The sequence below is a fragment of the Candidatus Poriferisodalis sp. genome, from assembly GCF_965214215.1.
Lineage (GTDB): Bacteria > Actinomycetota > Acidimicrobiia > Acidimicrobiales > Poriferisodalaceae > Poriferisodalis.
The window spans coordinates 1,060,198-1,074,947 of sequence record NZ_CBDCBD010000003.1 but is presented as its reverse complement, the minus strand read 5'-3'; the positions used below and the strand labels follow the sequence as shown (position 1 = coordinate 1,074,947).

Annotated in this window: 17 protein-coding genes; all 17 read right to left on the bottom strand. The window is 65.4% G+C overall.

The annotated features are described in order from the left end of the window. Positions 1–66 precede the first annotated feature (66 nt). Positions 67–2,280 carry an NADH-quinone oxidoreductase subunit L gene (gene nuoL / locus ACOOF5_RS07195; protein WP_420437834.1) on the bottom strand — a complete coding sequence of 738 codons (2,214 nt, stop codon included), beginning with the start codon at positions 2,278–2,280 and terminating at the stop codon, positions 67–69. Between the two features lie 10 nt (positions 2,281–2,290). Then, on the bottom strand, positions 2,291–2,590 hold the full coding sequence (gene nuoK, locus ACOOF5_RS07190; protein ID WP_419551211.1) for an NADH-quinone oxidoreductase subunit NuoK: 300 nt from the start codon (positions 2,588–2,590) through the stop codon (positions 2,291–2,293). 93 nt (positions 2,591–2,683) lie between these two features. Further along, positions 2,684–3,178 (bottom strand): NADH-quinone oxidoreductase subunit J, encoded by a 495-nt coding sequence (locus ACOOF5_RS07185; protein ID WP_420437833.1) that lies wholly within the window; start codon positions 3,176–3,178, stop codon positions 2,684–2,686. 8 nt (positions 3,179–3,186) lie between these two features. Then, positions 3,187–3,849 (bottom strand): NuoI/complex I 23 kDa subunit family protein, encoded by a 663-nt coding sequence (locus ACOOF5_RS07180; RefSeq protein WP_420437832.1) that lies wholly within the window; start codon positions 3,847–3,849, stop codon positions 3,187–3,189. Further along, positions 3,850–4,893 (bottom strand): NADH-quinone oxidoreductase subunit NuoH, encoded by a 1,044-nt coding sequence (gene nuoH, locus ACOOF5_RS07175; protein ID WP_420437831.1) that lies wholly within the window; start codon positions 4,891–4,893, stop codon positions 3,850–3,852. Continuing rightward, positions 4,890–6,074, bottom strand: coding sequence for an NADH-quinone oxidoreductase subunit D (locus tag ACOOF5_RS07170; protein ID WP_420437830.1), 1,185 nt, complete (start codon positions 6,072–6,074; stop codon positions 4,890–4,892). The genes nuoH and ACOOF5_RS07170 overlap by 4 nt, the downstream gene beginning before the upstream one ends. 94 nt (positions 6,075–6,168) lie before the next feature. Next, positions 6,169–6,888, bottom strand: a complete 720-nt coding sequence (locus tag ACOOF5_RS07165; protein ID WP_420437829.1) for an NADH-quinone oxidoreductase subunit C — start codon at positions 6,886–6,888, stop codon at positions 6,169–6,171. A 2-nt stretch (positions 6,889–6,890) separates the two neighbouring features. Next, positions 6,891–7,484, bottom strand: coding sequence for an NADH-quinone oxidoreductase subunit B (locus tag ACOOF5_RS07160; protein WP_420437828.1), 594 nt, complete (start codon positions 7,482–7,484; stop codon positions 6,891–6,893). A gap of 21 nt (positions 7,485–7,505) precedes the next feature. Beyond that, positions 7,506–7,871 carry an NADH-quinone oxidoreductase subunit A gene (locus ACOOF5_RS07155; RefSeq protein ID WP_420437827.1) on the bottom strand — a complete coding sequence of 122 codons (366 nt, stop codon included), beginning with the start codon at positions 7,869–7,871 and terminating at the stop codon, positions 7,506–7,508. A 99-nt stretch (positions 7,872–7,970) separates the two neighbouring features. Further along, positions 7,971–8,273, bottom strand: coding sequence for a hypothetical protein (locus tag ACOOF5_RS07150; protein WP_420437826.1), 303 nt, complete (start codon positions 8,271–8,273; stop codon positions 7,971–7,973). Between the two features lies 1 nt (position 8,274). Continuing rightward, complete coding sequence (locus ACOOF5_RS07145; RefSeq protein WP_420437825.1) at positions 8,275–8,538, bottom strand: HPr family phosphocarrier protein; 264 nt, start codon at positions 8,536–8,538, stop codon at positions 8,275–8,277. A gap of 21 nt (positions 8,539–8,559) precedes the next feature. Continuing rightward, positions 8,560–9,027: a PTS sugar transporter subunit IIA gene (locus ACOOF5_RS07140; protein ID WP_420437824.1), complete on the bottom strand. Its 468-nt coding sequence runs from the start codon at positions 9,025–9,027 to the stop codon at positions 8,560–8,562. Between the two features lie 8 nt (positions 9,028–9,035). Further along, a complete protein-coding gene (locus ACOOF5_RS07135) occupies positions 9,036–9,365 on the bottom strand; it encodes a hypothetical protein (protein ID WP_420437823.1) in 330 nt (109 codons plus the stop codon). A gap of 167 nt (positions 9,366–9,532) precedes the next feature. Further along, entirely contained in the window at positions 9,533–10,624 is a 1,092-nt protein-coding gene (locus ACOOF5_RS07130; protein ID WP_420437822.1) for a PTS transporter subunit EIIC, read from the bottom strand. A gap of 239 nt (positions 10,625–10,863) precedes the next feature. After that, positions 10,864–12,363, bottom strand: a complete 1,500-nt coding sequence (locus ACOOF5_RS07125) for a BglG family transcription antiterminator (protein ID WP_420437821.1) — start codon at positions 12,361–12,363, stop codon at positions 10,864–10,866. Between the two features lie 5 nt (positions 12,364–12,368). Beyond that, entirely contained in the window at positions 12,369–14,075 is a 1,707-nt protein-coding gene (gene ptsP, locus ACOOF5_RS07120) for a phosphoenolpyruvate--protein phosphotransferase (RefSeq protein ID WP_420437820.1), read from the bottom strand. Further along, positions 14,072–14,749, bottom strand: a complete 678-nt coding sequence (locus tag ACOOF5_RS07115; RefSeq protein WP_420437819.1) for a hypothetical protein — start codon at positions 14,747–14,749, stop codon at positions 14,072–14,074. The genes ptsP and ACOOF5_RS07115 overlap by 4 nt, the downstream gene beginning before the upstream one ends. Position 14,750 lies beyond the last annotated feature (1 nt).

Below are 14,750 nucleotides of genomic sequence, written 5' to 3'. Positions count from 1 at the left end.
AGCCGCCTGGAGCGACATGCCGACAGGACATGACCTTGACGGCGACGGGGCGAGCGGCGGGGAAGGTCACAGGACGATCACGAACACGATGGCGACCACGGCTGCGGTGCCGAACAGCAGCGAGCCGTAGTTCTGGACCTTGCCGGTCTGCATCACCCGCAGACCCTGACCGCCGGCGTCGGCACCCGAGCCGAGCGCGTTGACGGTGTTGTCGATGGTGCCCTGGTCGATCCAGCGATACACCCAACGGCCGCTGTCGCGCGCCCCCTCGCCCGCTGTGTTGACCACCTTGTCGATCACGTTGTTGTTGACCCAGTTGGCGGCCCGGGCGATCGGCGCCTTGATCGAGCCCACCACGATGTCGGTGTAGAGGTGGTCGAGGTAGTACTTCTGCTCAAGGAACGTGTAGCCCGCCTTGGCGTAGCGGTTGCGCTCGGTGAGCCCATGCGGCCCGGCGTTGCGCCAGAAATACAGGAACGTGATGGCGATGCCGCCCAAAGCGAGCGCCAATCCCACAAGCGCTAGCCACAGCGACGGATCGGGATGCGACAGGCCGATCGCATTGAGGTAGTGCGTCGGCTCGGCGTAGGTCTGCACCAGGTGGGCAAAGCGCTCCAGCCCGAACAGCTCCAGCACTGGTGTCGGCAGGTTGAACGCGCCAGCAACCACCGCCATGACCGCCAGGATCCACAGCGGCACGGTCATCACCTTGGGCGACTCGTGCGGGTGTCCGTGGCCGCGGTACTCGCCCCAGAACGTGTACCAGATAACCCGGGTCATGTAGGCGGCGGTCAGCAGGGCCACGATGCCGCCGAACGCCAGCATGATCGGGTACGCGTTCTGTTGGCCCGCGAACGCTCCCAACAGGATCTCGTCTTTGGACCAGAAGCCGGCGAACGGGAAGATGCCCGCGAGCGCCAGCGTCGCGATCACGAAGGTCTTGTAGGTGTGCGGCATGTACTTGCGCAGGCCGCCCATCTCCCGCATGTCGAAGGTGTGGTGGGCGGCGTGGCTCACCGAGCCTGCGCCCAGGAACAAGCAAGCCTTGAAGAAGGCATGCGTGAACAGATGGAACATGGCGGCGGTCCAGGCGCCCACGCCCAGCGCCATCACCATGTAGCCGAGCTGGCTCACGGTGGAGTAGGCCAGCACCTTCTTGATGTCCCACTGAGCGAAGGCCAGCCCGGCGCCGACCAAGGCCGTGAACCCGCCGATGAACGCCATCAGATTGATCGACGAGGTGCCGATGGAGAAACCCTCGAAGAAGACCGGGTACAGCCGGCCGATCATGAACACGCCCGCGACGACCATCGTCGCTGCGTGGATCAACGCGGAGACCGGCGTGGGGCCGGCCATGGCGTCGGGCAGCCACGTGTGCAGCGGGAACTGGCCCGACTTGGAGCACACCGCCGCCATCAACGCGATCGAGGCCATCAGCAGTGCGAAGTGGTGCTCGTTCGGCATGCCTGTGGCCGCGGCCTCTTGGCTCGCCTCACCGATCTTCGTGTTGATGCCGTCGATGCTGAACGTGTCGAACGTGCCGAACAGGATGATGACGCCGACGAGCAGGCCGATGTCGCCGACACGGTTGGTGAGGAAGGCTTTGAGCGCCGCGTCGGTATTGGGGCGTTCTTCCCACCAATGCCCGATGAGAGCGAAGCTGCACACGCCCACCAGCTCCCAGCCCACGATCATCTGGACCAGGTTCTGGGCCATGACGAAGAAGAGCATCGAGGCGGTGAACAGGCTCAGGAAGGCGTAGTAGTGGACGAAGCGCCGGTCGCCCTTGACGTACTCGCTGGAGTAGATGTGCACGAGCAGCGAGATGGAGGTCACCACCACCAGCAGCAACACGGTCTGGCCGTCCACGAGCGTGCCGACGGCGAAGCTCTCCAAGCCCGAAGACCACCAGCCGTCGACCTCGGTGATGACCGGGTTGGGCCCTGTGGCGTAGGTATGGCCATCGTCGGCACCGTGGCCGTCTTCCGCGGTGAGATGCAGATCACCGTCCACGACGGTCGAGCCCGAAGCGCTCAAGCCTTCGTTGGCGACGATCAGTGCGTGCTCGCCGTCGTCAGAGGTCGAAGACGTGGAGTCCTCCACTTTGGTGACCCACGACGCCGCCGCGATCATCGAGAGAATCCACACGATGCCCACGGCGGTGATGCCCACCCGGTGAACCCGCTCGGCGCCGATGACGCTGCGCCCGAACAGCAGAATGACCAGGAAGGAGACCGCCGGGATCAGCGGGATCAAGAACGCGTTCTCAAGGATCCACATGCGCGTTCCGTCAGCCCTTCATCAGGTCGAACTCGTCGACCGCGATCGATCTGCGGTTGCGGTACAGCAGCAACACGATGGCCAGGCCCACGCCGACCTCGGCGGCTGCAACGGCAATGATGAACAGGGCGAAGACCTGCCCCGACACAACGTCGTGCTGCAGCCCGAACGCCACCAGGTTGAGGTTGACGGCATTCAGCATCAGCTCAATCGACATCAACACCATCACGCCGTTGCGGCGCGCCAGCACGCCATAGACGCCCACCGCGAACAGCAGCGCACCGAGCAGCAGGAACTGGTTCAGCAGCATCGCAGCACCTCCTCAGCGTGCGACGCCGCTGTACCTACCGCTGCGGCCCTCATCACGGAGACACCCATCACTGACGCATTCATCACGGCCGCCTCAGTCCCGCCGCGCCAGCACGACAGCGCCGATCAGTGCTGCGAGCAGCAGCACCGAGACAGCTTCGAACGGGACGATGTACTGCGAGAAGACCGAGTCCGACACGTCGGCCGTGCGGAAGACCGTGTTGTCGGTAGCCAGCGAGTCGGTGCCGAAGCGGTCGATGAGGGCGTAGATGGTGACGCCGCCCAGCGCCAGCGCCGACAGCGCGGCCACCGGCCAGGTGGCCCCGGTCATCTGCGGTATTCGCCCGATCGGCGCCCGTGTGAGCATGATGCCGAACAGGAACAGCACCATCACGGCGCCGATGTACACGAGCACCTGCGTGGTAGCGATGAACTCGGCGGTGAGCAGCACGTAGTTCGCGGCGAGACCGCCTAGCACCGCCACCAGGAACAGGGCTGCATGCACGATGTTGCGCGTCGTCACCATGCCCAGCGCGGCCAGCACGGTGATGCCCGCGATGATGCCGAAGGCGATGTTCTGCGCAACCATCGGGCGTCCTAGCTCCCCTGCCCCGACGCGAGCTTGCGAGCGCCATCGGACTCAGCGGACTCGAGCTCGCGAGCGCCATCAGACGCTGCGCCAGCTTCGAGCTTGCGCGCGGGAGCGAAATCGTCGATTCCGAAGTCGGGCACCACGCGCACCTTCTGCTCCGAGCCGGGCTCATAGGCCTGGAACTCGGGCACGGTCTCCATCCACTCGCTGAGCCGGATCCGGTCATGCAGCAGATCGGCGATATGCGGCTCGGAGTATTCGTACTCGGGTGTCCAGAACAGCGCGTCGAACGGGCACACCTCCACGCAGATGCCGCAGTACATGCACAGCGCGTAATCGATGTCGAACCGGTCGACCACATTGACCGAACGGACCGCACCGCCAGCACGCCGGGGCGGCGCCTTGACCTTGTGACCCTCGATGTAGATGCACCAATCGGGGCACGAGCGCGAGCACAGCATGCACGCGGTGCAGTTCTCCTCATGCAGGGCGATCACGCCCCGGGCGCGGTCGGGCGGGGCTTCCTTCTCGTGGGGGTACTGCACGGTGACCGACCCCTGCTGGGGGGCAGGGATGAGCGTGCGCATGCCTCGCTTGGGGAACAGCGTTCGCACCGCAGTGCGAGCAGTCACGCCGAGGCCCTTCAGCAGTCCGGGGAGCTGTGGCATCTAGAGCACCACCTTGAAGATTCCGGTCACGACGATGTTCGCGAGCGAGAGCGGGATGAGGACTTTCCAGGCGAACTTCTGCAGCTGGTCTTCGCGCAGGCGGGGGTAGGTGAAGCGGATCCAGAAGATGACGAAGGCCACCAGCAGGATCTTGACGAGCATCACCACCGGTCCGAGCACGTTGAGTATCGGGGCGTCGATGTCGAACCCGGGAATCCACCAGCCGCCCAGGAACATCACGGTGGCCAGCGCCGAGAACGCGAACGCCGTGGCGACTTCGGCCATGAAGAACAGCAGGAAGCGGAAGCCGGTGTATTCCACGTGGAAACCGCCGACAAGCTCGGTCTCGGCCACGGGCATGTCGAACGGCGTCTGGGTCAGCTCGGCCTGCGCAGCGATCATGAAGATCAAGAAGCCGATGAACTGGGTCAGGATGAAGGGGTTGCCGATGAGGCCGAATCCGAAGATCTCGCCGGTTGCCTGTGCCTCGACGATCGTCTGCAGGTTCAGCGAGTCGGCCTGGATGACCACGCCCATGACGGCGAGGATCAGCGGCAGCTCGTATGCGATGAGCTGGCCGGCCGCCCGCAGGCCGCCGAGCAGCGCGTACTTGTTGGCCGAGGCCCAGCCCGCCATCAGCACGCCCAGCACCGACAGCGACGAGACCGCCATCGCGTAGAAGATCCCCGTGTCGAGGTTCTCCACGACGGCGTCGGGGCCCGTGGGCAGCACTACGAAGAGCAGGAACGACGAGGCGAGCACCACTACCGGGGCCGCCCGGAACACCCGCCGGTCGGCAGCGGCGGGGTGGATGTCTTCCTTCTGGAGGAACTTCACTGCGTCGGCAATGAGCTGCAGCGAGCCGTGAGGGCCCACGTCGGTGGGGCCCAGCCGGCTCTGCATGAACGCCATCATCTTGAGCAAGAACAGGTAGCCCAGCATCAGCGCAGCCGTCGGGATGACGATGAGCGCGACGCCCAGCTTGATGCTGGTCTCGGCCCAGTACGCGAGGCCGAGCGCTCCCGAAAGGGTCAGCTCGCTCACCGGTCGATGTCCCCGAGGATGAAATACAGCGAACCGAGGATGGTGATGATGTCGGGCACGTAGGTGCCTCGCATCACCCAAGGCACGATCGAGATGTTGCTGAAGCTTGGCGTGCGAATCTTCACCCGGAACGGTTCGAGGCCGCCCTTGGACACGACGTAGTAGCCCATCTCGCCCAGAGGGTTCTCGGTGGAGACGTAGGCCTCGCCGGCGGGCACCTTGATGATGCGCGGCACCTTGGCCATGATCGGGCCCGAGGGGATGGCGTCGAGCAGCTGGTCGACAATCTTGGTGGCCTCGCGGGTCTCCTGCAGGCGCACCCAGTAGCGGGCGAACGAGTCGCCGTCGGGGTGTGTCCACACACGCCAGTCGATCTGGTCCCAGGCGAGGCCCGGGTTGGCGTCTCGGCGCAGGTCCCAGTCGACCCCGCTGGCTCGCAGGTTGGCGCCCGACAAGCCGTAGCTCAGCGCCACGTCGCCGGGGATCACGCCGACGCTGCGGCAGCGAGTCTGGAAGATCTCGTTGCCCATCAGCAGGTCTTCCATCTCGTCGCAGAAGCCGCGCATCTTGGCCATGACAGCGTGCGTCTCGGCAATCCAGCCGCGGGGGATGTCATCCTTCAGACCGCCAATACGGTCGAAGTTGGGATGGAAGCGGCCGCCGGTCACTTCCTCGATCTGGTTGAGCACCCGCTCACGGTCGCGGAAGGCGAAGAAGACCGGCGTCAGCGCCCCGACCTGCACGCCCATGTCGCCCAGGAACAGCGACAGATTGGCGATGCGGCTGAGCTCGAACAGGATCGTGCGGATCCACTGCGCTCGGGGCGGGGCCTCGACGCCCATCAGCTGTTCGGCCGCCAAGATGAACGGCACTTCGTTGGCGAAGCTGCCCAGCCAGTCGATGCGGTTGATCAGCGTGGTGCACTGGGGGTAGGTGCGGACCTCGCAGAGCTTCTCATAGCCACGGTGCATGTAGCCCATCAGCGGTTCGGCTGAGATGACCTGCTCGCCGTCGAGCCGGCAGGCGATGCGCAGCGTGCCGTGGGTGGCGGGGTGCTGCGGGCCGATGTTCAGCGTCATGTCGCCAGTGTCGAGCTCGATGTTGACGCGGGCGTCGGCGGCCTGAGCCGCCACGTAGGCCTGCTGCTCGCGCAGCGTCGTCGATGCCGCTGCGGGACTCATGCGCCCGCTCCAGATGCGAGCCTGCGAGCACAATTGGACACAGACGCGAGCCTGCGAGCGCCATCAGACATCGCCGGTGCCACGGAATCGGGACTCATGCGCCCGCTCCGGATGCCTCGAATTCGGCCATCACTTCGGCTTCGAGCTGGGCTTCGAGCTCGGGCGGGATCTCTTCGATGTCGACCACACCAGGCCACGGCTTGACCGCACGGGCCAGCAGCGGGAAGTCTTTGCGCAGCGGGTGGCCCTCGAACTCGGTGGGCAGGTAGATGTGCTCCAGGTTCGGGTGACCGTCGAAGACGATGCCGAACATCTCGTGGGCTTCCCGCTCATGCCAGTCGGCGCCGGCGAAGATGTCGATGATCGACGGCACCGGTTCAGGCACACCGTCGACGTCGGACAAGTCGGCCTTGATGAGAACGGCGGCGTGACGGGCCGGCGAGTGCAGCTGCGCCAGCAACTGGAAGCGTGTCTCGCCGCCTCCCCGCCGCACAGTCTCGGCGGCAGTGGCGCTGGCGGCTTCGTCGTCATCGGTCCCGACGCCCGCGGCATCGAATTCGGTGTCCTCGTAGCGGCCTTCAGGGGCATCGGTCCAGTCGATGGCCGACAGGAACCCGAAGTAGGCAAACCCGGCGTCGCGCAGCGCAGCCATCACGGCGTGCCAGTGCTCGACTTCGACGCGCAGCCAGAGGTTCTCGCCTGCCTCAATATGGGATTCGACCAACGCATCGCCGAGCAACCCAGACAGTTCGGCGGCGAGTGCTTCGCGGGCATCATCGCCGGGCGCTGCCGCGTCGTCGGTCGCGTCCGTCATCGCTACGCCTGCACCTGCGCGGGGGCGGTTGCCGAGGGCGGCACTGCCCCTGATGCTCCCGCCGTCGGCGGGACACGTGTCGATGCTGATGCCGAGGGCGGCACCACGATCGGCTCGCCTCGCCAGCGTTCCTGGATGTCTTCGCGCTGGATGCGCTCTTGCAACAGCACGATGCCTTCGAGCAGCGCTTCGGGCCGTGGCGGGCAGCCGGGCACGTACACGTCGACCGGGATGATCTGATCGACGCCCTTGGTGACCGAATAGCTGTCCCAGTAGGGACCGCCGCAGTTGGCGCATGAACCCATCGAGATGACGTACTTGGGCTCGGGCATCTGCTCGTACAGGCGCCGGATGACCGGGGCCATCTTGTCGGTGACGGTGCCCGAGATCACCACCAGGTCGGCTTGGCGCGGGCTGGCCGGGAACGGGATGACGCCCAGGCGCATGACGTCGTAGCGGGGCGAGCCGAATGCGGCGCCCATCTCAATGGCGCAACAGGCCAGACCCCACTGGTACACCCACAGCGAGCGTGCCCGGCCGAAGTTCAGCAGCCAGGTGAGCGGCTTGGGCAATTTGACCTTGTCGACCAGTGCCATCGTGCGGTTTCCCTCAGCCCCTCACACCCAGCGCAGGACGCCCTTGCGCCATGCGTAGAACAGGCCCAGCACCAAGATGAAGATGAAGATCGCCATCTCGACCAGGCCGAACAGGGCATACACCTCGAGCCGTGTCGCCCAAGGGAAGATGAACACGGCCTCTACGTCGAACAGGACGAAGAGCACCGCGAAGACGTAATAGCGGATCTGGCTCTGGGACCAGTCGCTGCCGACCGGATCGACGCCGCTTTCGTAGGCGATCAGCTTCTGGCGCGTCGGTCGCTGCGGCCGCAGGATCCGGGCGACGCCGAACATCGTGAAGGCCATCAGAACTGCCGCTGCACCGAAGATCGCGACAGTCAGATAGCTCCGCAAGAGGTCGGACACGGATCGCAACGCTAGCGACTTCGCGCCACCCTGCGCCGATTCTGCGCCGATCCACGGTGAACGTGTGCGGGCGCTCTCGCGGCCATCGCAGACGTGCGGTCAGACCTTCCTGCGGGGTATGTCTGCGTTCTTGAGAATCTCGCCATGGGCGTCGATGATCCCGGCCTTGGACCCGAGGGAAAGCGGGTTCGCACCGAACAAGTCGGCGCGGTTGATGGCCACCCACCGGTAGCCGTCGATCTTCTTCACACGCTTGAAAGCGCCCTTCAGGTCGTCGGCGCTCGCCGCGACAACGATGGAGCCCTTGTCGAAGACGAGATCGGCCGCGCCCGAGGCATCGGCTGATGCCCCAACCGCTGCCACAACTGATGCAATGAGTTCGTCATGGTTGAGTCGGCTCATGTCACTCCTCCTCGGTGAGAATGGCCACGACAGCCTCAAGCGCGGCTTGCGCCTGCGGTCCCTGGGAGTGCACACGTGCGGTGTCACCGGTCCCTGCTCCGAGCGCGAGCACGCTCATGATGCTCGCTGCGCTGGCCGTCTTTTGGCCAGCCTCGATCCTGACTTCCGCATCGATGGTCTTCAGCCTCTCGACCATGACGGCCGCCGGTCGGGCGTGAAGGCCATGGGGATTGGTGATGACCACCTCGGCGAACACTGAGTCCATCGAAATCTCCAGTTCCTGCGGTCAATCGTCGTCGGGTGGTGCAGCGCTCAGCTGGTCGTAGACGAAGTCAGCATCGCCGGTTTGCGCCAGCTCTTCGCACAACTCCTCGTCTTGCAGTATCTCCGCCAGCTGGGACAGGACGCGTACGTGATCGTCGCCGACCGCCGCCAGCCCGACCACCAGATAGGCCGTCCCCTGCCCCCAGTCGACGCCCTCGGGATACTGAGCGAGCACGATCCCCGTCGTCCGGATGAATTCCTTGCTCTCGTTCACCCCATGGGGCAGGGCGACACCGTTGCCCAGATAGGTCGAGACAACCCGCTCCCGCTGCTTCATCCCCTCGACGTAGGGGGGAGTGACCGAGCCGCGATTGACGAGCAGACTGCCCGCGTGCTCGATGGCCTCGTCCATGGAATTCGCGCTGCACCCGAGCACGACATCCGCTCGAGTCAGGACAGACCCGAGGCCGCCGTCTGCGCTGCCGTCCACGCCAGGGCTCAGATCTTCGACACGACCGGATCACCGGCCTTCAGCGTCGCGACGAGTTGCTTCACCGACGGGTCATTCATGAACAGGACGAACGGCACGATGGCCGCCGTGGGAACTTTCTCCTTCGCCTGCTTCGCGAGACCTTGATGAACGACGATCACATCGGCATCGTCTGCGAGCTGCCCCACGGGCCGATGCACGACGGTGATGTCGAGCTTCGCCTTCTTGACCAGCTTCTTCAACTGATTCGCGCCCATGAGGCTGCTGCCCATCCCTGCTTCGCAGGCGAACACGATCAGCTTCACGTCGTTCGCTGTCTTGGTTACTCGCTCCGTCATCGTTGACCTCCGGTCGGTACCTCAGACACTGGCGCCCCCCGTACGCCCCCAGCACGCAGGGAAACGGTGCCATCGAGATTAGGAGGACCGGGGCGGTCAGCAAACCTGAACCGCCCCGGCCTCCTCAGGCTGCGCTCATCTGGGGGTCTGCACAACCTCCGCGTACTTCAGCTCAGCGGGACGCCTTCCATCGCATCGTCGAGCGAGGTGTCGTCGTCGCTGTCGTCGATCTCTGGGACCGGGAACAGCCTCAAGAGGATCGCGCCGACTACGAACGCGGCTGCGGCCCCTGCTGCAATGCCGAGGAACACGCCTGCAACGGCCCCGCCGCTGGACGGCAAGAACGAGATGTAGGCGAAGATGCTGCCCGGCGACGGCGGCCCGGTGAGGCCTGCATCGAAGATGACGAACACGATGTCGGCCACGATGCCCCCGGCCCACATGGCGCCGATCATCACCGGGTTCATCAGGACATACGGGAAGTACACCTCGTGGATGCCACCGAGGAAGTGGATGATGATGGAACCTGGAGCAGACAGCTTGGCCAACCCCTTGCCGGCAAACCAGTACGCAAGCAGCAGCCCCAGACCAGGTCCGGGATTCGACTCGAGCATGTAGTAGATGGAGCGGCCCGTCTCCGCCACGTCGGTGCTGCCCAGTGGCGTGAGCACCCCGTGGTTGATGGCGTTGTTGAGGAACAGCACCTTGCCGACCTCGATGGGCAGATCCATCAGCGGCAGCAAGCCGGCATCGCTGATGCCCTCGACCATGTTGCCGAACGCCGTCGCGAGGCTTGACATGATGGGGCCGATGACCACATAACCGAGCATCGCCAAGATGACGCCCGCAATGCCTTGGGAGAAGTTGTTGATGAGCATCTCGAAGCCCGCAGGACGCTTGTCCTCCAGGTACTTGTCGATCTCTCTCATCACCCAGCCGGCGAGTGGGCCGATAACCATGGCACCGAGGAACTGCGGCGGATCGCCGACAGCACCGGACGACAACTCGAACGAGGCACCGCCGATGACGCCGAGCACAGCAACAGCGCCCAGCACCCCCCCCCTATGACCATGGATCAGCTTGCCGCCCGTATAGGCGACGAGCATCGGCAGCAAGTACTTGATCATCGGGCCGACGGTGTTGCCGGTGATGGCATCCCAGTCCCAGTCGAGGTTGGTCTTGGCTAGCCAACCCGTCGGAATGAACAGGGCGGTGATCAACCCCCAAGCGATGAACGCACCGATATTCGGTATGACCATGCTCGACAAGAACCCGCCAAAACGTTGGACACGTTGAAGCATTCGTAGAACCCCCTTGCTTCAGGCGATGGGAACATCATCGCCCTTGGGGCCCACCCGGCTCTACTGCCAATACGGCACCGGTCGACAGTGACATTCCGGTGCGCGCGCCGCGCTTTGCCTCAACACCAATCGGCCGATGGTGACGTCGCAACGGGAGACATTTGCCTCTCAGGCGACCGGCTGGGACAGCGACAGGATCAGGCGTACGCGGCAACCTGGGCGACATCGGTGGTCGACAGCAGGGGGCTGACCACCACCACTGGCACGTCGCTTGGCCCAAGCGGCACCGTCGAGATGACCAAATCGAAGTCGTCATGGCGGACTTCTTCGAAACCTTGTTCAGACAGGACCTGCACAAGGTCCAGTTCGGGGAACTCGGACTTGATTCGCGAAACGAGCACCCAGACGGTGGCCATCCCGCTGGGGCACACGACGAGGGCGCGACGCCTCGGCCGCAGCCTGGCTCGCTCCATCGCACCCGAGAGGTACATGGTGATGAAGCCGATCTCGTCGGGGGCGACCGCCACATGCATCGCCTCGGTGATCAGCGACGCCATCTCGCGGGCGACCGCGTACACATCGGGATACCGCTCGCGCACTTCGTCGAGCAGCGGATTGTGAATCGGCAACCCGTAGCGCATCCGGACACCGAGACGCTCGAGATGGGACGCCAGTCCCCGCCTGAGCTCGGAATCATCGACGAGAGCGGTATGCAGCCGCTCGCCGGCAAGGTGCATGATCTCGTCGAGAAGATCGTCGCCGACCGAGTCTGAGCTGGAACGTGCGGTGTCGAGCGCGTCGAGTCCGAGCAGGTACTCGGTGATCGTTGCGACCTCCGCAGCAGGCAGGCTGGCGCCGGCGAGCTGCTCCAAGCTCGGAACGATCGCCGCGACGTTGCGGGCAATGGGATGGTCCATTGCAGAGCGGTGCGAGCCGGCATCGAGTGCGACGCTGCGGCCAGCTTGGATGCGGGCGACCGAGACTGCGAGATACAGGGCAAAGACCGCATCGCTGCGCCCCGTGGTGAGGGTTTGGCCGAGCGCGCTGGACCTGACTATTGCAGCGGTCTCGACCAAGGGAAGCGTGAAGATCCGCTCCAGCAGGCCGACCGGTATCCGAGCGGTCGCCTGCTGTGCTGCAGACGGAGCCTCCGCAAGCTGCAGGTGCAGGACCTCTTCTGGGATTGCTTCGAGTATGAGCTGCACGGTGACGCGGCGGATACGTCGCTCGGTGCCGACAACAGAGATTCCCCGACCTGCGCGTCGCACCAGCGGAAGCCCGTTGCGTTCCAGCCATGGCTCGCAGCTCTGCAGATCGCGCCGGGCCGAGGTCTTCGAGACTTCCAGCTCCAGGTGGAGCTCCTCGAGGGACACCACATCGGGCGCCTCCCACAGCAGCGCGGCAAGGAGTATCCGGACCCGTTCAGGCGGGGCATATACCCGCGGCACATCTGGCAACGACCGGATATCGGCGGCAATTCGTGAGCGAACATCGGGCGAGGCATTGACGAGCAATCCTTGACCGCGTTTGCGCGCCAGTTCCGCGCCGCACCCAAGGAGGAACCGCTCGACTTGGTCGAGGCGGTAGCGGACGACGCGCTGGCTCAGTCCGAGATCCGAAGCGAGCGCGGCCGTGCTGCGGGGCTGGTCTTGTTGCAGCAGCCACCGGGTGATCCGCAGGGCGCGGGTGTCGAGCATGGCCCTCATGGGCTTCGAGTCGGGTTGGCGATCATGCTGCGAGCCTCGTCAGCCGTAGCCGCCGCGAGTGCGGTGCGCACCATCTCCTCGGCGGTTGACGCTTCAGTCGCCGCAATCGCCGATTTCACCAAATTGACCGTTCGCGGGCTGACCGAGAGCTTGTCGACGCCCATGGCAGCGAACACCGCCGCGCCGAGCGGGTCGGCCGCAGCGAGTCCGCACACCGACACGCTGATGCCGTGGCGCTTCGCCGCGGCCACCGTGCGCTCGCACAAGGCGAGCACCGCAGGGTGGAGCGGATCCTGGAATTCGTCGAGCGCGGTGTTGGTGCGGTCGGCGGCCATGGCGTACTGCGTGAGGTCGTTGGTCCCGATCGAGAAGAAGTCGACATGCGGCGCTACGGCGTCGGCCACGAGTGCCACCGAGGGGACTTCCACCATGATCCCGATCGGCGGCATCTCATGGCGGATGCCGCGGGCCGTCAACTCAGCCGCAATCTCGGAAATCCAGCCGCGCAAGTCACCGATCTCGGTCACCGTCGACACCATGGGCAGCATCAGACAAATCTGGGTGTCGGCCGCAGCTCGCAGGATTGCGCGCACCTGCGTCTCGAAGACCTCGGGAAACTCGCGGTACAGGCGCGCGCCGCGCACACCGAGGAACGGGTTCTCCTCCGCGGCGATGCCGAGGTAGGGCGCGGGCTTGTCCCCGCCGATGTCGAACGTCCTGATCACGACGGGCTGGCTGAAGCTGGCGCCGGCAAAGGAGTAGAAGTCGAACTGCTCGTCCTCGCCGGGGGCATCGGACCGGTCGAGAAACAGGAATTCCGTGCGCAGCAGGCCGATGCCGTCGGCCGCGGCCTCCACGGCGCGCTCGACATCGTCCCGGGACCCCGCGTTGGCGGGTACGTCGACCCGATGTTCACCGAGGGCCACGCTCATCCCGCGGAACTGCTCGGCGGCAGCAACGGCTGCCTCGAAAGCCTCGCGGCGTGCCGCGAAGGCCTCGGCCGTCACCTCGGTCGGGTGGATGACGACGTCGCCGGTCGCGCCATCGATGGCAACTGGGTCACCTGCCCGCGTGCGCTCGACGATGCCGGCGGCGCCCACCACGGCCGCGACCCCCAGTGATCGAGCAATGATGGCGACGTGCGAGGTGGGCCCGCCGGCCTCGGTCACGAAGCCGAGGACACAAGCAGGGTCGAGCGCAGCGGTGTCGGCTGCCGTGAGCGCCCGTGCAACGAGCACCGACGGCTCGGCGATCTGGCCCAAGTCCGGTACGTCGACGCCGGCGAGCCATCGGCTGATCCGCTCGGTGACCTCGACCACGTCTTGGGCGCGTGCCGCGATGTACGGATCATCGATTGCCGCGAATAGTTCTTCGATCTGTTGGCGCGCCTGTTGCAGCGCCTCGCCGAGGCCAGCACCGTCGCCGAGGGCAGCAGCGACGGCATCGGCCAGCATCGGGTCCTGTGCCATCAGCGCCTGGGCTTCGAGGACGTCACCAGCTTCGGCGCGTCCGGCCGCACGGGCCGTCTCGCACATCGCTTCAAGTTGTCGACTCACCGCCGCGCTCGCTTCGCTGAACGCGTCGGCTGGATCCTCCAGATCAGGCACCACCACGGCTTGGGAGTCGATGACGATCGCCGGCCCCACCGCAACGCCCGCCGAGGCCGGCGTGCCGCTGAGCCTGACCTCAGGTGATTCGCTCATTGCTCGCCCAATCGTTCCGTCAGCGCGTCGTACAGGCACGCTCCCCCCACCAGCGTGATGCTGGCAGTCACCGTCAGCAGGGCGAGCGTGAGCACCACCGTCAGCGCCGACACCCCGTAGCCGAGTGGAATCGCAGCCAGCAGATTGAAGACGGCGAACAGCGCCAAGATCGCGAAGAGCGCAACGCGGCGCTTGGTGCCGAGACGCACGCTGGTGCCGAGTGCTCGCAAGCCTCCTTTGGCCGCTCGATCGGCGACGACATAGCCGTAGAAGCCGTAGAACAGGGCGGCGAGAATCGACGGGATCCCTGCCAGGTAACGCAAGCCGAGCATGAAGGCGGCCCAGAAGAAGATCGCGCACACGAGCTGCGCGGCGAACTGCCCCCCGCTGCGCCACGGCGCGGCAAGGTCGATCGGCTTGATGCGAGCCGCGTCCAGGGCATAGGCGAACCACGGCAGCGAAACCGTTCCGGCAAGCACCAGTCCGAGAAGATCGAAGACGATCGACTGAAACGTCTTGCCGTCGTCGATCGCCATCTGCGCCCAGAAGCGGAAGATGCCGAAGACGGCGATGGTGACTGCGCCAGCAGCCGTGAGCGGGACGAGATTCTTGACATACCCCGAGATCCCGGAACGGAACATTGCCGAGATCCGGAGCGGAAACTGTTCGCTCATG